Annotated in this window: 20 protein-coding genes and 1 pseudogene; 7 read left to right on the top strand and 14 right to left on the bottom strand. The window is 68.7% G+C overall.

Translation table 11 applies throughout. The features are described 5' to 3' along the window. Window positions 1–14 precede the first annotated feature (14 nt). Entirely contained in the window at window positions 15–245 is a 231-nt protein-coding gene (locus ABT294_RS04860) for a hypothetical protein (protein WP_350803591.1), read from the bottom strand. Here ABT294_RS04860 and ABT294_RS04865 point away from each other — a divergent pair. Continuing rightward, on the top strand, window positions 226–705 hold the full coding sequence (locus ABT294_RS04865) for an SDR family oxidoreductase (protein WP_350803592.1): 480 nt from the start codon (window positions 226–228) through the stop codon (window positions 703–705). The genes ABT294_RS04860 and ABT294_RS04865 overlap by 20 nt on opposite strands. A 217-nt stretch (window positions 706–922) precedes the next feature. Here the strand turns inward: ABT294_RS04865 and ABT294_RS04870 are convergent, their stop codons facing one another. Together ABT294_RS04870 and ABT294_RS04875 are read right to left on the bottom strand one after the other, a co-directional pair. After that, on the bottom strand, window positions 923–1,243 hold the full coding sequence (locus ABT294_RS04870; RefSeq protein ID WP_350803593.1) for a DMT family transporter: 321 nt from the start codon (window positions 1,241–1,243) through the stop codon (window positions 923–925). Window positions 1,244–1,276: 33 nt separating this feature from the next. Continuing rightward, complete coding sequence (locus tag ABT294_RS04875) at window positions 1,277–1,621, bottom strand: DMT family transporter (RefSeq protein WP_350803594.1); 345 nt, start codon at window positions 1,619–1,621, stop codon at window positions 1,277–1,279. A gap of 140 nt (window positions 1,622–1,761) precedes the next feature. On the opposite strand from ABT294_RS04875, the gene ABT294_RS04880 reads away from it, so the two are divergent. Continuing rightward, a complete protein-coding gene (locus tag ABT294_RS04880; RefSeq protein ID WP_350803595.1) occupies window positions 1,762–2,217 on the top strand; it encodes a MarR family winged helix-turn-helix transcriptional regulator in 456 nt (151 codons plus the stop codon). Between the two features lie 166 nt (window positions 2,218–2,383). Here the strand turns inward: ABT294_RS04880 and ABT294_RS04885 are convergent, their stop codons facing one another. Together ABT294_RS04885 and ABT294_RS04890 are read right to left on the bottom strand one after the other, a co-directional pair. After that, window positions 2,384–3,430 carry an aldo/keto reductase gene (locus ABT294_RS04885; protein ID WP_350803597.1) on the bottom strand — a complete coding sequence of 349 codons (1,047 nt, stop codon included), beginning with the start codon at window positions 3,428–3,430 and terminating at the stop codon, window positions 2,384–2,386. Window positions 3,431–3,434: 4 nt separating this feature from the next. Beyond that, on the bottom strand, window positions 3,435–4,697 hold the full coding sequence (locus tag ABT294_RS04890) for an MFS transporter (protein WP_350803598.1): 1,263 nt from the start codon (window positions 4,695–4,697) through the stop codon (window positions 3,435–3,437). 71 nt (window positions 4,698–4,768) lie between these two features. Here ABT294_RS04890 and ABT294_RS04895 point away from each other — a divergent pair, with 71 nt between their 5' ends. The 3 genes and pseudogenes from ABT294_RS04895 to ABT294_RS04905 all read left to right on the top strand — a co-directional run bounded on the left by ABT294_RS04895 (window position 4,769) and on the right by ABT294_RS04905 (window position 7,050). Next, on the top strand, window positions 4,769–5,797 hold the full coding sequence (locus ABT294_RS04895; RefSeq protein WP_350803599.1) for an ArsR/SmtB family transcription factor: 1,029 nt from the start codon (window positions 4,769–4,771) through the stop codon (window positions 5,795–5,797). 181 nt (window positions 5,798–5,978) lie between these two features. Then, window positions 5,979–6,147: pseudogene (locus tag ABT294_RS04900) on the top strand (IS256 family transposase); the annotation flags it as partial. Window positions 6,148–6,426: 279 nt separating this feature from the next. Further along, window positions 6,427–7,050 carry a hypothetical protein gene (locus tag ABT294_RS04905; RefSeq protein ID WP_350803600.1) on the top strand — a complete coding sequence of 208 codons (624 nt, stop codon included), beginning with the start codon at window positions 6,427–6,429 and terminating at the stop codon, window positions 7,048–7,050. Window positions 7,051–7,139: 89 nt separating this feature from the next. Here ABT294_RS04905 and ABT294_RS04910 read toward each other — a convergent pair whose 3' ends face one another. Further along, entirely contained in the window at window positions 7,140–8,303 is a 1,164-nt protein-coding gene (locus tag ABT294_RS04910; protein ID WP_350803601.1) for an acyl-CoA dehydrogenase family protein, read from the bottom strand. A 125-nt stretch (window positions 8,304–8,428) separates the two neighbouring features. Between ABT294_RS04910 and ABT294_RS04915 the strand changes: the two genes are divergently transcribed. Next, entirely contained in the window at window positions 8,429–9,742 is a 1,314-nt protein-coding gene (locus tag ABT294_RS04915) for a UDP-glucose dehydrogenase family protein (RefSeq protein ID WP_350803602.1), read from the top strand. A gap of 45 nt (window positions 9,743–9,787) precedes the next feature. Here ABT294_RS04915 and purE read toward each other — a convergent pair whose 3' ends face one another. Beyond that, on the bottom strand, window positions 9,788–10,267 hold the full coding sequence (purE, locus tag ABT294_RS04920; RefSeq protein ID WP_350803967.1) for a 5-(carboxyamino)imidazole ribonucleotide mutase: 480 nt from the start codon (window positions 10,265–10,267) through the stop codon (window positions 9,788–9,790). An 11-nt stretch (window positions 10,268–10,278) separates the two neighbouring features. Next, a complete protein-coding gene (locus ABT294_RS04925; RefSeq protein WP_502911971.1) occupies window positions 10,279–11,391 on the bottom strand; it encodes a 5-(carboxyamino)imidazole ribonucleotide synthase in 1,113 nt (370 codons plus the stop codon). Window positions 11,392–11,576: 185 nt separating this feature from the next. Between ABT294_RS04925 and ABT294_RS04930 the strand changes: the two genes are divergently transcribed. Continuing rightward, a complete protein-coding gene (locus tag ABT294_RS04930) occupies window positions 11,577–12,059 on the top strand; it encodes a GtrA family protein (protein ID WP_350803605.1) in 483 nt (160 codons plus the stop codon). Here the strand turns inward: ABT294_RS04930 and ABT294_RS04935 are convergent. The 6 genes from ABT294_RS04935 to ABT294_RS04960 form a co-directional block, all read right to left on the bottom strand. Then, complete coding sequence (locus ABT294_RS04935) at window positions 12,043–13,320, bottom strand: ATP-binding protein (RefSeq protein ID WP_350803607.1); 1,278 nt, start codon at window positions 13,318–13,320, stop codon at window positions 12,043–12,045. The genes ABT294_RS04930 and ABT294_RS04935 overlap by 17 nt on opposite strands. A 3-nt stretch (window positions 13,321–13,323) precedes the next feature. Further along, window positions 13,324–13,992 (bottom strand): response regulator transcription factor, encoded by a 669-nt coding sequence (locus ABT294_RS04940; protein ID WP_043620820.1) that lies wholly within the window; start codon window positions 13,990–13,992, stop codon window positions 13,324–13,326. Between the two features lie 245 nt (window positions 13,993–14,237). Then, entirely contained in the window at window positions 14,238–14,714 is a 477-nt protein-coding gene (bfr, locus tag ABT294_RS04945; RefSeq protein ID WP_350803608.1) for a bacterioferritin, read from the bottom strand. A 15-nt stretch (window positions 14,715–14,729) separates the two neighbouring features. After that, window positions 14,730–14,906: a (2Fe-2S)-binding protein gene (locus ABT294_RS04950; protein ID WP_350803609.1), complete on the bottom strand. Its 177-nt coding sequence runs from the start codon at window positions 14,904–14,906 to the stop codon at window positions 14,730–14,732. 90 nt (window positions 14,907–14,996) lie between these two features. Beyond that, window positions 14,997–15,617: an MBL fold metallo-hydrolase gene (locus tag ABT294_RS04955; protein ID WP_350803610.1), complete on the bottom strand. Its 621-nt coding sequence runs from the start codon at window positions 15,615–15,617 to the stop codon at window positions 14,997–14,999. Further along, a complete protein-coding gene (locus tag ABT294_RS04960; protein WP_350803611.1) occupies window positions 15,618–16,703 on the bottom strand; it encodes an S-(hydroxymethyl)mycothiol dehydrogenase in 1,086 nt (361 codons plus the stop codon). It lies immediately after the preceding gene. Window positions 16,704–16,715: the final 12 nt, after the last annotated feature.

Here is a 16,715-nt window from a genome sequence, read left to right on the forward strand (position 1 = left end):
ACGAGCGCGTCCCGTTACGGTCCCAGCACGGCCAGCCCATCGCCGCCCGCCGCCGGGCCGTCCCCCACCGCCTGAAGGAGATCGGCGGCCAGGAGGGACGTCGCCAGGGCGACCGTCTCGGGTTCACCGATTCCTTCCTCGGCGCGTCCGGCCATTCTCGCGCCAAGCGCGTCCGGCCCGGCCGCGAACAGATCGGCCAGGTACTCGGTCGTCGGCGTCGACCGGGTGCCGGTTGTCAGCGGCATCGACCGCGCCATGTTCGGCTACTTCGCCGCGAAGCGGGACGCCGAACGCGTCGTGGCCGAGTCCGGCGTGCCGTGGACCACCCTGCGCGCCACCCAGTTCCACGACTGGGTTCTGATGACCATGCGACTGATGGCCAAGATGCCGGTGATGCCGCTCTGGGCCGGCGTCCGGTTCCAGCCGGTCGATGCCCGCGAGGTGGCGTCCAGGCTCGTGGAACTGGCGCTCGGCAAGGCGGCCGGCCTCGTGCCTGACCTCGCCGGGCCGCGAGTGTACGGGATGGACGAGCTCGCCCGCAGCTACCTGCGGGCGAGTCGCAAGCACCGCCTGATCATGCAGGTCAGAACTCCTGGCAAGGCCGCCGCCGCGTACCGGGCCGGCGCCAACCTCGCCCCCGAACGGGCGGTCGGCCGCCGCACCTGGGAGGACTTCCTGGCCGAGCAGGTGCGCCTGGGCCTTTGAGATCCGAACCACCGGCCCGCTTCCGCAACGCTGGGCGCGTAGCCCGGACGCGATCGTCCCCGCCTCCGGCGACGATCCCGATCCCCTCCCCGGATCCGGAAGTCGCCAGCTCTTCCTCCGACCTGTCGCCGACTCGCCCACACCTCGAAGTCACTGGGGTTTGGGGGCGCGCCCACGATGTCGCAGCCGGGGCGTGGCGGTTTCCAAGGCTCCAGGGTCAGACTCCGGCGGCCAGCTTGAGGGTGATGGCGCCGAGGATGATGGCGGCGCAGGACAGCAGCTTGGGCAGGGTGATCTTCTCTTTGTAGATCAGAGCGCCCAGGATGACGGTGCCGATGGAGCCCAGGCCGGTCCAGATGGTGTAGGCGACGCCCAAGTCCAGCGTCTTCAGTGCCAGGCTGAGGGTGAAGATGCCGCCGCTGGCGGCCAGCAGGGTGAAGACCGAAGGCCACAGCTTCGTGAAGCCCTGGGTGGCGTTGGTGCCGAGCGCGAAGGCGATCTCGAAGACGATGGCGAGCGACAGATAGATCCAGGCCATGATGGCGTGCTCCTTACGGGGACGATGGGTGGGTCAGGCGGCGACGGCCTGCTTTTTGCTGAGCTTGTCGGCGAGCTTGAGCCTCAGAACGCCGCCGATGATGAGGACGAAGGCGAGGGCCTTCCAGATGTTCATCGACTCGTGGAAGATCACGGTGCCGAGCACCACCGTGCCGACTGAGCCGATGCCCGTCCACACGGTGTAGCCGACGCCCACGTCCAGCGTCTTCAGTGCCAGGCTGAGGAAGAAGATGCCACCGGCGGCGGCCCCGATGGTGAGGAGCGACGGACCGAGTTCGGTGAAGCCGTTGGTGGCGTTGGTGGCCAGGGCGAACACCACCTCGAATACCGAGGCGATCAGCAGGTAGATCCAGGCCATGGGAAGACCTCTCACTCCAAGGTAGTTGTATGTATATGCAAGCTCTTTCGGTGGAAGAGAGTATGTATGCACAACTAAGCTTGTGTCAATCTGTCTGAATCGTCCGCCGGAGTCCCCGTTTCGCCGAAGGAGACCGCGTCATGTCGTCGAACGTCCAGATCGCCTCGAGCGACACCGGAGATGCGCTCATGTGGAACCAGATGCTGACCTTGCACGCACATGTCGAGCAGCGCCTCGGCACCGTCCTCCAGCGCCAGCACGGCCTCGGCCTGTCCGAGTACCGCGCGCTCGGCTTCCTGGCCGGCGCCGACGACGGCGAGCTTCGCATGCAGGATCTGGCAACCCGCCTGGGACTGAACCAAAGCTCGGTCACCCGTTTGGTCAGCCGGCTGAACGCCGCCGGATTCACCTACCGCGACCTGTGCCCTGATGACAAGCGAGGCGTCTACACCGTCATCACCGATGCCGGCCGCGCTCGCCACCAGGAGGCGCGGCACACCTATGCGGAGACACTGTCCGTCGCCCTGGACGAAGCCACACAGCAGAACCCGCTGATCAGCAGCCTCCTGACCGCCGCCCGCCCCCTGTTCAGCTGACCGCCACCACCGGACCGGCACGAACGAACACACCGTCGACCCGCCGCACAGCCGCAGCGGTCCTGCGGCGCAGGGACAAACCCGACTCCGCGCCGGCAGCGCGAACTCGACCCGTGCCCATGCCTTCCCTCACTCCCGGAAGATCAACGGAGAAGGTCGAAGCCCGTCATCTCGCGGATCGGTCCATAGGCGTACGTCGTCGGAGGGCGAGATCGAGGAGGGGCTGGGGGAGTTGCGAGCCGGCGTCGGCGCGGTTGATCGTGGTGCCCGGTGGCACGAGTTCGTCGATCCTGTCCAGTACATCGTCGTCCAGGCGCAGGTCGGCGCCGTTGAGCAGGTCGGTGAGCTGGGCGGTCGTGCGAGGGCCGATGATCGCCGAGGTGACGGTCGGGTGGGCCGTCACGAACGCCATGGCCAGGTGAGTCAGCGAGCAGCCGATCTCCTTGGCCAGCGTGATCAGGTCTTCGATGATCTCCAGTTTGCGGGCGTTGGCCGGCAAGGCCGGGTCGAAGCGCTGCGGGTAGCTCGCGGGTCGGCCGGCATGCAGATCCATCGGCTGATGCTTCCGGTACTTGCCGGTGAGGAAGCCGCCGGCGAGCGGGCTCCACACGATCGCCGCCATGCCGTAGCGCGCGCAGGTCGGCAGGACCGCAGCTTCGACGCCGCGTACCAGGATCGAGTAGGAGGGTTGCTCGCAGCGGAAACGCACATGTCCGCGGCGTTCGGCGACCCATTGCGACTCGACGATCTGCTCAGCCGGAAAGGTGGAGGTGCCGATGGCGCGGACTTTGCCGGCCCGTACCAGGTCCGACAGCACGGACAGCGTTTCGTCGATGTCGGTCCAGGGGTCGAATCGGTGCACCTGGTAGAGGTCGATGTAGTCGGTGTCCAACCGACGCAGGCTGTCTTCCACCGCGCGCGTGATCCATCGGCGTGATGCGCCCGACATGTTGGGATCGTCGCCCATGGCGAAGTAGACCTTCGTAGCCAGGACGACATTGTCACGGCGTCCCTTGAGCGCGTGCCCGACCACACGCTCGACGGCGCCACGACCGTACGCGTCGGCGGTGTCGATGAAATTGATCCCGGCGTCGAGTGCCGCATCGATGATGCGGGCCGGCTCGCCGGGGTCGCCGCACCGGTCGAACATCATCGTCCCCAGGCAGTACCTGCTGACTCTGATTCCGGTCCCGCCCAACGTGGTCATGCGCATCGGCTCACTCCTGGATGTTGTCGTAAAGTCGGTCATTTACCGCCCGGCGACGCTCGGCAGCCGGGGTCAGCAGCATGGCGGCGACGGCACACAGCACTCCCAGCCCGGCGCATCCCCACCACAACGCGCCTGGCCCCATCGCCGCATAGACGCCGGTGCCGACGGTGGAGGCGGCCAGCTTCGAAAGCCCCCATCCGAAGCCGAACACGGCCTGGTAGCGCGCCTGGGCGTGCGAGGGCGCGAGGTCGGCGATCACTGCTGCCACGAGGCCGCCGGTGCCGATCTCGCCCAGCGTCCAGATGACCGCCGTCGCGGCGTACTGCCAGGTGGTGGCCGCCAGTCCCGTCAGCGCCATGCCGATGCCGACCGTGGCCCAGGACACCGCCAGGACGTGCAACGGCTTGAACCGGGCCAGCCAGGGGGTCACGAGTGGTTGGACCACCACGATGAGCAGGCCGTTGACCACCGGGATCACGCCGTATTCGGCCGGCCCGAGCCCTCCGTCGCGCATGGCGAGCGGGACGCCCACCGTCGTCTGCGCGTAGACGGTGGCATAGCCCACGATGAGCAGGACGAACACGACGAAGAGCCGGTCACGCAGTACGCGGCGGTAGCCGCCGCCCGTACTGTGTGCTCGATCGAGGGCTCGGCCGACGCCGCGAGGCAGCCCAACAGCGACGACCACGGCGAACACCGCGCATGTGCCCGCGTCGATGGCGAACAGCAGCCAGTACCCGTGCCGGGCGAGCAGACCCGCCATCGTGCCTGCGATCGGGTAGCCCACATTGATCGCCCAGAAGATCAGACCGAAGGCCTTGACGCGCTGTGCCCTGGGGACGACGTCGGCGATCAGCGCCGCCGAGGCCGGGCGGTGCACGTCGCCGGCCACACCGAGCAGCCCGGCGGCGACCACCAGCACGACCATGTCGCCGGTCGCCCCCAGCAGCGCCAGGCAGCCCGCCGTGGACAACATCCCGGCGACCAGCGTGACCCTGCGTCCGACCCGGTCCGCAAGCAGCCCGCCGATCGGCTGGCTCACCACGCCGCCGAGGCCCAAAGCCGTCATCACCACGCCGGTCTGCGCAGCCGACAACCCCCTCGATCCCAGGTAGAAGACCAGAAATGCCACCACCATGTTCCCGACCCGGTTGACCAGCTGACCGGCGAAAAGGAACCAGAAAACCCGCGGCAGCCCGCCCACCCGGAGGGCGGCCGCGGCCACAACCTGATCACGCACCGACGCCAGTGCCCGGGAAGCGATAGCCACGCGCCCACCCTGCGGCCGAGGCGCATCGGCCGCCACTGGCTTAGCTCCAGCTAAATCGAATAGCCTTGCCCGTGCTTGAACTGGCGTTCTCGGCTCAGGATGCCGCCCAGATCCGGCTGGCCTACTCCGCGCTCGGAGAGGCCGTCGCCGGCATCCGGGCGCTCAAGGACCCCTCCCACCACGCGCTCCACCTGCCGTGGATGAGGCGGGTCCGCTCATGGCTGCAGGACTCCGGCACGGACATCCGGCTGCTGTCCGCACTGGTCCCGCTCGCCGACCGCGTTCCCGACTTCGTCACTCCCCCGCCGGTCACTCCCGCATCAGAGCTGGGAGAAGAGCTGGACCGGCTGCGCGCCACCCCTGCCGACCAGGTCCGCCAGGACGTCGAAGCCATGGCCGGACCGCGCTCCCTCCTGCTGGCTGAGCTGCACACCAGTCCGGACGCCGGCCTGTCACGACTCGCCGACGAGATCGCGACCTTCTGGGAAGGCGCGATCGCCCCGCACTGGCCGCGCATGCAGAGCCTGCTCGAAGGCGACATCCTGCACCGCGCCCGCCGCATCGCCGAAGGCGGCGCGGACCTGCTCTTCCGTGATCTTCACCCTCAGGTGACCTGGCGGGCCGGCACCCTGCTGGTCGCCCACCGCCCCTACTCCCACACCCGCACCGCTCGCGGACATGGCCTGCTCCTGACCCCGTCCGTGTTCACCTGGCCCAAGGTCTTCACCCAGACCGCCCACCCATGGCAGCCCACGCTGATCTACCCCGCACGAGGCGTGGCCGCCCTGTGGGAGCACGAGGACACGCGCACTCCTGCCGCACTGGCCAAAGTCCTCGGCCACTCCCGCGCACGCCTCCTCGTCGAGCTGGACGCACCGGCGACCACCACCGATCTGGCCCGGCGCACCGGCATGACCAGTGGCGGCACGTCCCAGCACCTCACCGCCCTCCGCGACGCCGGCCTGATCACCGCCTACCGAGACCGGCGCTACGTCCTGTACACACGCACTCCGATCGCCGACTCCCTCCTCGCCGTCAACCCACCGGCGGCCTCACCCGATGACCACGAACGTGCTCCGGCGCAGCCCAGGAGGTCGTAGCGCCAGGCGACGGGCCAGCACAAGCACCGAGACGTGCGGGCGGGCGAGCGGACCCCACCAGCGGCGACGGGAGCAATGCTCAATACCTGTGGATCAGCTCTGACGGAAGAAGGCGCACCTTCCCGATGGATCGATCGATAGGTCATCGAACAAGGCCGACGTTGCCGCGTCGGTCGGGAAGGCACGGAAATCGCCGAAGGTCAGCGAGGTGCTGCCGCTGCTCTGTCTTCACGGACTGTCCTCTGGCGACTTCGTGCCAGCGTTGGAACAGTTCCTCGGCTCCTCGGCGGGTCCTGTCGCCAGCGACGGTGACGCGGCTGACCACCCAGTGGCAGGCGGATCACGCGGCCGGCTGATCCAGCTCGAGGAACTGGCCGCCGGATTAATATCCTCGATCCGCCGGCCAACGAAGAACTGACCACGATCGAGGAGCGCGCTGAGGTTGCGACTCCAGGCCCCTGGCACGTGCGACAGCTCGACGACGACCACACGGAAGTACCGTCCCCGACACCGGGGCTTCAGAGGGGCCTGAGGCTGGAGTAATTCCTGACCAGGGTGTTAGGCCGTAGTCAGCCTGCACCCGTAGGGTTGCCTCGTGCAGGATCAGTCGAGCGCCGTGGAGTACTGAAATGCAGCCGGCCCACGATAGATCCGGGTCTACGCCCATCGACCCGGGTGTAGAAACAGCGCGGAGTTTCTACCTGCTGGAAGAGTCATGGCCCGTTATCGGCGAGATTGGGGACGTCCGACCGTTCGCCACCACAGACGAGCTGCACGCCCGACTGGAGCCCAAGCTCCACCACGACAGCTCCGGCAGGCTTCACAATGAGCTTCTTCTCGGCCAGAGCGTCAACGTGTGGACGGTGCAGCAGGGGCGGCTGGCCGCAGGTCTTGATGTCACCGAATGTGTCAGCGCCTGGCTGCCGAGCGGCGCCACCACCACCGTGTTCGAGCTCAATCGGCATCGGTGGGACTTCTCCAGCGGGAAGCGGGCCGACCCGCCGCCCCCGGACGAGGGAGCCCGCCTCTCCCTCGACTGGGACGGCATCATCGCCCGGCTGCCACCCCTGGAGGCGCCCCTTGCCTCGCCGGGCGACAAGGGCCTGACCGTGTGCCTTGACGGACCACACCCAGCCCCTGACATCCTCTCCGACATCAACATCCTGCTGGACACACTGGCTGAGGAGCCCAGACCCGTTCCCACTCGGCATCAGTCAGATCATGACGATTCAGGCGATCTTCCACTGGACTGATCTACACCAAACCGCCACCAAAGATCCACGGGACACGCCCTAGCACCCCGCCCCTGTACCAGCGTGGGCGGGGTTGTTGCTGCTCAGGACTACTTGAGGAGTTGGCGGGCCATCACCATGCGCTGGATCTGGTTGGTGCCCTCGTAGATCTGGGTGATCTTGGCGTCGCGCATCATGCGTTCCACCGGGAAGTCGGACGTGTAGCCGTACCCGCCCAGGAGTTGGACGGCGTCGGTGGTGATGTCCATGGCGGCGTCCGACGCCGCGCACTTGGCGGCGCTCGACAGGAAGGTGAGGTCCTTCTGGGGCCGGCCGTGCATGGCCAGTTCGGACTTGGCCGCCGCGTGGTACGTGAGCTGCCTGGCCGCTTCGAGCTTCATGGCCATGTCGGCGAGCATGAACTGGACGCCCTGGAAGTCGGCGATCGGCTTGCCGAACTGTTTGCGCTCCTTGACGTACCCCAGGGCGTAGTCGAGGGCGCCCTGGGCGATGCCGAGGGCTTGGGCGGCGATGGTGACGCGGGTGTGGTCGAGCGTCGCCAGGGCGGTCTTGAAGCCGGTCCCCGGGGCGCCGATCATGCGGTCGGCGGGGATGCGGACGTCCTCCAGGATCACCTGGCGGGTCGGCGAGCCCTTGATGCCGAGCTTCTTCTCCTTCGGCCCGAAAGAAACGCCTTCATCAGACTTTTCCACGACAAAGGCGGATATGCCGCGTGCTCCGGCACCGGGGTCGGTGACGGCCATGAGGGTGTAGTACTCCGACACGCCCGCGTTGGTGATCCACATCTTGGTGCCGTTGAGGACGTAGTGGTCGCCGTCCAGAACCGCGCGGGTCTTCATCGCGGCGGCGTCCGAACCCGCCTCCGGCTCCGACAGGGCGTAGGAGAACATCGCCTCGCCCCGCGCCACGGCGGGCAGGTAGCGCTGCTTGAGCTCAGGGGAGGCCGACAGCAGCAGCGGCACCGTGCCCAGCTTGTTGACGGCCGGGATCAGCGAGGACGACGCGCACGCCCGCGCCACCTCCTCGATGACGATCACCGCCGCCAGCGCGTCGGCCCCCGCCCCTCCGTACTCCTCGGGCACGTGGACGGCGTGCAGGTCCGCTGCCACGAGGGCCTTGTAGACGTCCCAGGGGAACTCCCCGGTCTCGTCCGCCTCCGCGGCACGGGGGGCGATTTTGTCGTCGGCGACGGCCCTGACCGTCTCCCGGAGCATGTCGTGCTCTTCGGCGGGCGCGTAGAGAGGGAAGCTCATGCGCAAATACTAGGACGTCCGACCTTCTTGTTACCAGCGGGTACGGTTAGCCGATATGGGCAGGTGGCACAGAACGTGGTAGCGCGGGCCGGTAACATGCGCTGGCGATCGAAAGGAGCTCTCTCGTGCCATATCGCCTCACGGTGATCGGGACCGGATACCTGGGTATCACCCATGCGGCCTGCATGGCGGAACTCGGATTCGACGTCCTGGGCCTCGACATCGACCCCGACAAGATCCGCCGGCTCAACAACGGTGAGCTCCCGATCCATGAGCCGGGGCTGGAACCCCTGCTGCGTCGGGGGCTCGAATCAGGACGTCTCCGGTTCACCACGTCCTATGAAGAGGTGGCGGCGTTCGGCGATGTCCACTTCGTCTGCGTGGGCACGCCGCAGAAGCGCGGCGAGTACGCCGCCGACGTGTCGTACATGGACGCGGCCATCGAGTCGCTCGCCCCCTACCTGGACCGCGAGTGCCTGGTGGTCGGCAAGTCGACCGTGCCCGTCGGCACCGCGGGACGCCTGGCCGACAGGCTCGCCATGCTGGCTCCGGCGGGCACGCAGGCCGAGCTGGCCTGGAACCCCGAGTTTCTCCGCGAGGGCTTCGCGGTGCAGGACACGCTGTCGCCCGACCGCCTCGTGCTGGGCGTCCGCTCCGAGCGGGCGGAGAAGGTGCTGCGCGAGGTGTACCGCCCGCTGGGCGAGGTGCCGTTCGTGGTGACCGACTTCGCGACCGCCGAGCTGGTCAAGACCGCCGCGAACTCCTTCCTGGCCACCAAGATCTCCTTCATCAACGCGATGGCGGAGATCTGTGAGGCCGCGCACGCCGACGTGCAGCAGCTCTCGCTGGCCCTGTCGTACGACGACCGCATCGGCGGCCGCTACCTCAACCCCGGCCTCGGCTTCGGCGGAGGGTGCCTGCCCAAGGACATCCGCGCGTTCATGGCGCGCGCCGGTGAGCTGGGGGTCGATCAGGCGCTGACATTCCTGCGCGAGGTGGACGCGATCAACATGCGCCGCCGCGCCCGCATGGTGGACCTGGCCCGCGAGCTGGCGGGAGGCTCGTTCCGCGGCTGCACGGTCGGCGTCCTCGGCGCGGCGTTCAAACCCGACTCCGACGACATCCGCGACTCCCCTGCCCTGGACGTGGCCGTCACGATCGGCCACCAGGGCGGCCAGGTCACCGTCTACGACCCCATCGCGCTCGACAACGCCCGTAAGGCGCACCCGGAGCTGAACTACGGCGAATCGGCTATCGAGGCGGCTCGCGGGGCGCACGTGGTGCTGGTGTTGACGGAGTGGCGGGAGTTCGTCGACCTCGACCCGGAGGAGCTGGGCGCGGTCGTGGCCGCCCGCCGCATCGTGGACGGCCGCAACGCCCTGAACTCGGAGATCTGGCGCTCCGCGGGCTGGCACTACCGGGCCCTCGGCCGCCCCTGACCCCGAAGGCCCCGCGCGGGACTCCTTCCTGCGCGGGGCGACCGGTCAGCCCAGTTCGGCGGCTTCAGCGCGGAGTTTGGCGCCCTTGGCGTACGCCTGCTCCTTGAGCCGCCCCTGGAACTCCTCCATACGGACCCGCAGGCCCTCGTCGGACGCGGCGAGAATGCGCACCGCCAGCAGCCCCGCGTTGCGGGCTCCGCCGACCGCCACGGTCGCCACCGGCACCCCGGCGGGCATCTGGACGATCGACAGCAGTGAGTCCATCCCGTCGAGGTACTTCAGCGGCACCGGCACCCCGATGACCGGCAGCGGCGTGACCGAGGCCAGCATGCCGGGCAGGTGCGCGGCGCCGCCCGCGCCCGCGATGAGGACCTTGAGGCCGCGCGCCGCCGCCTGCCTGCCGTACTCGATCATCTCGACCGGCATGCGGTGCGCCGAGACGACGTCCGCCTCGAAGGGCACGTCGAACTCGGCGACGGCTTCGGCGGCGGCCTTCATCACCGGCCAGTCGGAGTCGCTGCCCATGACGATGCCGATCACGTGTACTCCCCGGTGGTCAGGTAGACGGCGGCGTGCCGGGCGCGGGCGCGCACGGAGTCGAGGTCGTCGCCCGCGACGGTGACGTGGCCGATCTTGCGGCCCGGGCGCACCTCCTTGCCGTAGAAGTGCAGCTTCACGCCGGGGTCGTGGGCCATGACGTGCTCGTAGCGCTTGAACAGGTCAGGTTCGTCGCCGCCGAGCAGGTTGGCCATGACGACGACGGGCGCGGTCATCGACGGGGAGCCGAGCGGCAGGTCGAGGACGGCCCGCAGGTGCTGCTCGAACTGCGACGTGCGGGCGCCGTCGATGGTCCAGTGGCCGCTGTTGTGGGGGCGCATGGCCAGCTCGTTGACCACCAGCCCGCCGGCCGTCTCGAACAGCTCCACCGCCAGCAGCCCGGTGACGCCCAGTTCGTGCGCGATCTGCAGGGCGATGCGCTGGGCCTGCGCGGACACTTCGGGGTCGAGCCCGGGCGCGGGGGCGAGGACCTCGACGCAGATGCCGTCCTGCTGGACGGTCTCGACGACGGGGTAGCTGACGCCCTGACCGTGCGGCGAGCGCGCCACCATGACGGCCAGCTCCCGCTCGAACGGGACGAACGCCTCAGCCATCAGCGGCACCCCGGCCTGGAACGCCTCGGCGACGTCAGCGGCCGTCCGGCACACCCAGACGCCACGGCCGTCGTAGCCGCCTCTGACGGCTTTCAGCACCACCGGCCAGCCGTGCTCCTCGGCGAACCGCTCGGCGGCGTCGGCGTCGGACACCCGGGACCAGGCGGGGCAGGGTGCGCCGAAGGACGTGAGGCGCTCCCGCATGACCGCTTTGTCCTGGGCGTGGACCAGTGCGTCGGCGCCGGGGTGCACGGCGAAGCCGTCGTCGGTGAGGGCGCGGATGTGCTCGGTGGGGACGTGCTCGTGGTCGAACGTGATCGCGGCGCAGCCCTTGGCGAACTCGCGCAGGTCGGTCAGGTCGCGGTAGTCGCCGATGCGGGTGTCGACGATCACCCGGGCCGCGCTCTCGTCGGTGCTGTTGGCCAGCACCCGGAGCTCGACACCGAGCGCGATGGCTGGCTGCTGCGTCATCCGGGCGAGCTGGCCCGCGCCGACGATGCCCACGACTGGGCTGTAGGAACTCACGTGAGCTGAGCTTACCCGCCGTCCGATGCTGTACATCTCTGGTCGTCAGAGGGCATTCGCCCCATGGCGGCCCATCGTCCGGTATGTGCCCCTGGCCGGTGGCGTACCCGATACGCTGGGAAGGTCATGCCCGACACGAGGAAGGACCGATCAGAGACGTGAACTTCGTAAAGCGCCTCTATGAGCGGTTCTCAACCCTGCTCCACGAACTGACCAAGTTCGGTGTCATCGGTGCGATGGCCTTCGTCATCGACACGGGCTTGTACAACGTCTTCATGCTGTGGCTCGACATGGGCCCGCTGACCTCGAAGGTCCTGGCCACCCTCATCTCCGCGACCTTCGCCTACCTCGGCAACCGGTTCTGGACGTTCCGCCACCGCGAGCAGAGCGGCCTGGGCCGCGAGTACTTCCTGTTCTTCCTGCTCAACGGCATCGCCCTGCTGTTCGGCATGCTGACGATCGGTTTCACCAAGTACACGCTGCACCTGCACGACGCGTTCAGCCTGAACGTCGCCAACCTGGTGGGCGTCGGCCTCGGCACGCTGTTCCGGTACTGGTCGTACAAGAAGTGGGTGTTCCTGGAGGCGACCGAGCCGATCCCGGCCGAGCTGCCCGACGGCGGTATCAGGCAGGACCGCTGACCACCCGGTTCCTGCCGTTGTCCTCGGCGGGCCGCAGGAAGATCGCGAACGTCGCCGGGCGGCGGCGTACCAGCTCCAGGCGTCCGCCGTCGGCCGCGGCCAGCGCGCGGGCGAGCGTCAGCCCGAGGCCGGTGCCGCCGCCGCCGCTCACGTTCCGCTCGAAGACCTTCGGCGCGATGTCGTCGGAGATGCCCGGCCCCTCGTCGGCGATCTCGATCACCACATAGTTGTCGCCGCTGGTCGTCGTGACGGTCACCACGCCGCCTCCGTGCCGCAGGGAGTTCTCCAGCAGCGAGGCGATGACCTGCCCGAAGCCGCCGGTGGTGGCGAGGGCCTTCAGCCCGCGAGTGCCCTCGAGCAGCAGCGAGCGTCCGGAGCCGCGGAAGACCGGCTCCCACTCGGTGACCTGCTGGATGAGGACCTCGTCGATGGAGACGGGCTCGGCCTGCGCGTGACGCTGACGGCGGGCCGCCGCGAGCAGCTCGTCGATCACGGCGGTGAGCCGCTCGGCCTGCACGATGGCCGCCTCGCCCTCCTCGCGGACGACGGCGGGCTGGTCGGAGGCGGCGACGATCTCCTCCAGACGCATGGTCAGGCCGGTCAGCGGGGTGCGCAGCTGGTGCGAGGCGTCGGTCGCGAACTCGCGCTCGCGGGTGAGCAGCTCGGAGATGCGAGTGGCGCTGCGGTCGAGGACCTCGGCCACCCGGTCCAGCTCGGGTATCCCGTACCGGTGTTTGCTCGGTCTGGCGTCGCCCGAGCCGAGCCGTTCGGCGATCTTGGCGAGGTCCTGCAACGGCAGCGTCAACCGGCGCGACTGCACGATGGCCAGGCCGACCGCCACCGCCAGAGCCGCGACCGCCAGGGCCACGATCAGCAGCAGCCGTGCGCGCACGTCCCGCTCGACCTGGTCCTTGTCGCGGCTCACCCGCACGTAGAGCCCGTTGTCGGACTGGGCGTCCTCGTTCATCTGGTGGCCCGACGGCGGCGAGTTGCCGACGACGGTCACCTTGGGGGGGTTCCCGCGTTCCCAGATCTGTATGTAGCGGCCCGGATACTTCTGCTTGAGCTGCTGCGGGTCGAGCGGCGTCTCCTGGATGCGGGCGTATTCGACCTCCCCCACCAGACGCGTCGCCTCCGCTCTGAGCTCCTGGACCGCCTCGTCGACGATCAGACGGCTGACCACGATGCCCAGAGGTACCCCCAGCAGGAGCACCGCGATGACCGCGACGACCAGAGTGGACGAGAGCAGGCGTCGGCGCATCGCCTACTCGCGTTCGAAGCGGAAGCCGACTCCCCGGACGGTGGTGATGTAGCGAGGCTTGGCCGCGTCGTCGCCGAGCTTGCGGCGCAGCCACGAAATGTGCATGTCGAGTGTCTTCGTGGAGCCCCACCAGTTGGTGTCCCACACCTCGCGCATGATCTGTTCCCGGGTGACGACCTTGCCCGCGTCGCGGACGAGCACCCGCAGCAGATCGAATTCCTTGGTCGTCAGATGCAGCTCCTTCTCCCCCATCCAGGCGCGGCGGGAGTCGGCGTCGATGCGGACACCCTGCACCACGGGCGTCTCGGACGTGCCGCGTCGCAGCAGCGCCCGGACCCGGGCGAGCAGTTCCGCCAGTCGGAAGGGTTTGGTGACGTAGTCGTCCGCGCCGGCGTCCAGGCCGACGACGGTGTCGACCTCGTCCACGCGGGCGGTGAGTATGAGAACCGGGGTGCCGTGCCCTTCGGCGCGGATCCGGCGTGCGACCTCGAGACCGTCCATTTCTGGCAGGCCGAGGTCGAGAACGATGAGGTCGATGCCACCCGACAGAGCCCTTTCCAGGGCCTGCGGGCCGTCGGGGCTCACCTCAACCTGGTAGCCCTCACGGCGCAGGGCGCGCGCGAGCGGCTCGGAAATCGAGGTGTCATCCTCGGCGAGAAGTACGCAGGTCATGAAGCGATCGTAGGACCTTAGGCGATCGTTTCCCGGTCACAGCGCGCGGTTTGACTCGTAGTTGACCTATCTATTGACCTGGGCAAACGCAGATAAATATCGGTTAGTCATGCTTAAATTGCCGCGAATTCCGAGGGGTAAACCAAGACGCGATCATGTCGGCCGTCGGGCAATTCACTCCGGCCCCCGGCGTGTCGCCGACCTCAGGAGTACGGCTCGGGGTCGCAGGGCGAGATACACCCGTCTCAGGAGGGCGGCTCGGCGTAGCGGACGAGATAGAGCTGCTCGCCCAGGGTCCGCATGAGCTCCAGCTCGGTCTCCAGGTAGTCGATGTGCTCTTCCTCGTCCGCGAGGATGTCCTCGAAGATGCGGGCCGAGGTGATGTCGCCCTTCTCCCGCATGAGCTTGATGCCCGGCCGCAGCCGCTCCACCACCCCCAGCTCGATCTCCAGGTCGGCCCTGAGCTGCTCCTCGACCGTCTGCCCGATGTGCAGCGTGCCGAGGCGCTGGTAGTTGGGCAGCCCCTCCAGGAACAGAATGCGGTCGGTGAGCCGCTCGGCGTGCCGCATCTCGTCGAACGACTCCGCGCGGGTGTGCTCGGCCAGCTTGGTGTAACCCCAGTTCTCCTGCATCTTGGCGTGCAGGAAGTACTGGTTGATCGCGGTGAGTTCGGCGGTGAGCTGCTCGTTCAGCAGCTCGATGATCTGTGTGTCGCCCTGCATGGACGGCCCCTCGTGCTATGCGGTCGTCAGTTCCTCAGACCTTTTCAGGATGGCACAGATCTTCCGGACACAAAGCGCACAGTCCCCACCGGCCCCCGTGGTGTCGCGAACCTGCTTCGCGCTCTTGGCGCCCGCGGCGATGCAGTCGTGGACCTCGTTCTCGGTCACGGCACGACAGACACACACGTACATCGCAGGGCAGGCCTCTCAACAGGGGAAGGTTAGGCATGCCTAAGGTACCCGACTTTGGTTAGGCATGCCTACGTTAGCCCCGTCACATCTCTAATGCCCCCGGGCCAGCCACTCCTCCCGGTGCGGTGCCTCGGCGCCGATGGTGGTGGAGTCGCCGTGGCCGGTGTGCACGACCGTCTCGGCGGGCAGCCCGAGCAGCCGCCGCGTGATCGACTCCATGATGGTGTCGAACGACGAGTACGACCGGCCGGTCGCGCCGGGGCCGCCCTTGAACAGCGTGTCGCCGCTGAACAGCGCGCACAGGTCGGGCGCGTGCAGGCAGACCGCTCCCGGGGAGTGGCCCGGTGTGTGCAGCACCTCCAGCGTGATCCCGCCCGCCTCGATCTTCTCCCCGTCGTCGAGCGGCGTGTACGACACCGTGTCGCCGTACACCTGCTCCCACAGCACCTGGTCGGCGGGGTGCAGCCGGATCGGCGCGCCGGTGCGCTCGGCCAGTTCGGCGGCCGCGTCGATGTGGTCGTTGTGCGCGTGCGTGCAGACGATGGCCCGCACGGTCCGCTCGCCCACCCGGTCGGCGATGGCCTTCGCGTCGTGCGCGGCGTCGATGACGACCACCTCGCGGGCGTCGCCGACCAGCCAGACGTTGTTGTCGACCTCCCAGGTGCCGCCGTCGAGCGAGAACGTGCCGGAGGTGATGATCCTGTCGAGCATCTAGAGGACCACCACCGAACGGAGCACCTCGCCGCGGCCCATCCGGGCGAACGCCTCCTCGACCTGGTCGAGCCCGATCGTCTCGGACACGAACCGGTCGAGCGGCAGCCGATTCTGCAGGAACAGGTCGATCAGCATCGGGAAGTCGCGCGAGGGCAGGCAGTCGCCGTACCAGGAGGACTTCAGCGACCCGCCGCGGCCGAACACGTCCAGCAGCGGCAGTTCCAGCGTCATCTCCGGAGTCGGGACGCCGACCAGGACGACCGTGCCCGCCAGGTCACGGGCGTAGAAGGCCTGCTTGTAGGTCTCGGGCCGGCCGACGGCGTCGATCACCACGTCGGCCCCGAAGCCGCCGGTGAGGTCGCGGATCGCCTCGACCGGGTCGCTCTCCCGCGAGTTGACGGTATGGGTGGCGCCGAAGTCTCGTGCCCATTCCAGCTTGCGGTCGTCGACGTCCACGGCGATGATCCTGGACGCGCCCGCCAGCGAGGCGCCGAGGACGGCCGCGTCGCCGACGCCGCCGCAGCCGATGACGGCGACGGTGTCGCCGCGCGTGACGTTGCCCGTGTTCAGCGCCGCGCCGAGCCCGGCCATCACGCCGCAGCCGAGCAGCCCGGCCACCTCGGCGGGTGCCTCGGGCGACACCTTGGTGCACTGGCCGGCCGCGACCAGCGTCTTCTCCAGGAACGCGCCGATGCCGAGCGCCGGTGACAGCTCGGTGCCGTCGGCCAGCGTCATCTTCTGCGCGGCGTTGTGGGTGGCGAAGCAGTACCAGGGACGCCCGCGCAGGCAGGCCCGGCACTGGCCGCACACGGCCCGCCAGTTGAGGATCACGAAGTCGCCCGGCTCCAGCCCGGTGACGCCCTCGCCGACGGCCTCCACGACGCCCGCCGCCTCATGGCCGAGCAGGAACGGGTAGTCGTCGCTGATGCCCCCCTCGCGGTAGTGCAGGTCGGTGTGGCAGACCCCGCAGGCCCGCACGTTCACGACCGCCTCGCCCGGCCCCGGGTCCGGCACCACGACCGTTTCGACGGAGACTTCCTGGCCTTTGCCTCGGGCGATGACGCCCTGCACTTCGTACGGCATGGCAGCCATCTT

The organism is Nonomuraea sp. NPDC000554 (assembly GCF_040300065.1).
Classification (GTDB): Bacteria; Actinomycetota; Actinomycetes; order Streptosporangiales; family Streptosporangiaceae; genus Nonomuraea.

Coding starts and splice junctions, on each gene's coding strand:
- ABT294_RS04905 (WP_350803600.1), top strand. CDS start 6,427: ATGCAGCCGGCCCACGATAGATCCGGGTCTACGCCCATCGACCCGGGT.
- ABT294_RS04880 (WP_350803595.1), top strand. CDS start 1,762: ATGTCGTCGAACGTCCAGATCGCCTCGAGCGACACCGGAGATGCGCTC.
- ABT294_RS04950 (WP_350803609.1), bottom strand. CDS start 14,906: ATGTACGTGTGTGTCTGTCGTGCCGTGACCGAGAACGAGGTCCACGAC.
- purE (WP_350803967.1), bottom strand. CDS start 10,267: ATGGGCAGCGACTCCGACTGGCCGGTGATGAAGGCCGCCGCCGAAGCC.
- ABT294_RS04860 (WP_350803591.1), bottom strand. CDS start 245: ATGCCGCTGACAACCGGCACCCGGTCGACGCCGACGACCGAGTACCTG.
- ABT294_RS04885 (WP_350803597.1), bottom strand. CDS start 3,430: ATGCGCATGACCACGTTGGGCGGGACCGGAATCAGAGTCAGCAGGTAC.
- bfr (WP_350803608.1), bottom strand. CDS start 14,714: ATGCAGGGCGACACACAGATCATCGAGCTGCTGAACGAGCAGCTCACC.
- ABT294_RS04940 (WP_043620820.1), bottom strand. CDS start 13,992: ATGACCTGCGTACTTCTCGCCGAGGATGACACCTCGATTTCCGAGCCG.
- ABT294_RS04910 (WP_350803601.1), bottom strand. CDS start 8,303: ATGAGCTTCCCTCTCTACGCGCCCGCCGAAGAGCACGACATGCTCCGG.
- ABT294_RS04960 (WP_350803611.1), bottom strand. CDS start 16,703: ATGCCGTACGAAGTGCAGGGCGTCATCGCCCGAGGCAAAGGCCAGGAA.
- ABT294_RS04870 (WP_350803593.1), bottom strand. CDS start 1,243: ATGGCCTGGATCTATCTGTCGCTCGCCATCGTCTTCGAGATCGCCTTC.
- ABT294_RS04935 (WP_350803607.1), bottom strand. CDS start 13,320: ATGCGCCGACGCCTGCTCTCGTCCACTCTGGTCGTCGCGGTCATCGCG.
- ABT294_RS04875 (WP_350803594.1), bottom strand. CDS start 1,621: ATGGCCTGGATCTACCTGCTGATCGCCTCGGTATTCGAGGTGGTGTTC.
- ABT294_RS04955 (WP_350803610.1), bottom strand. CDS start 15,617: ATGCTCGACAGGATCATCACCTCCGGCACGTTCTCGCTCGACGGCGGC.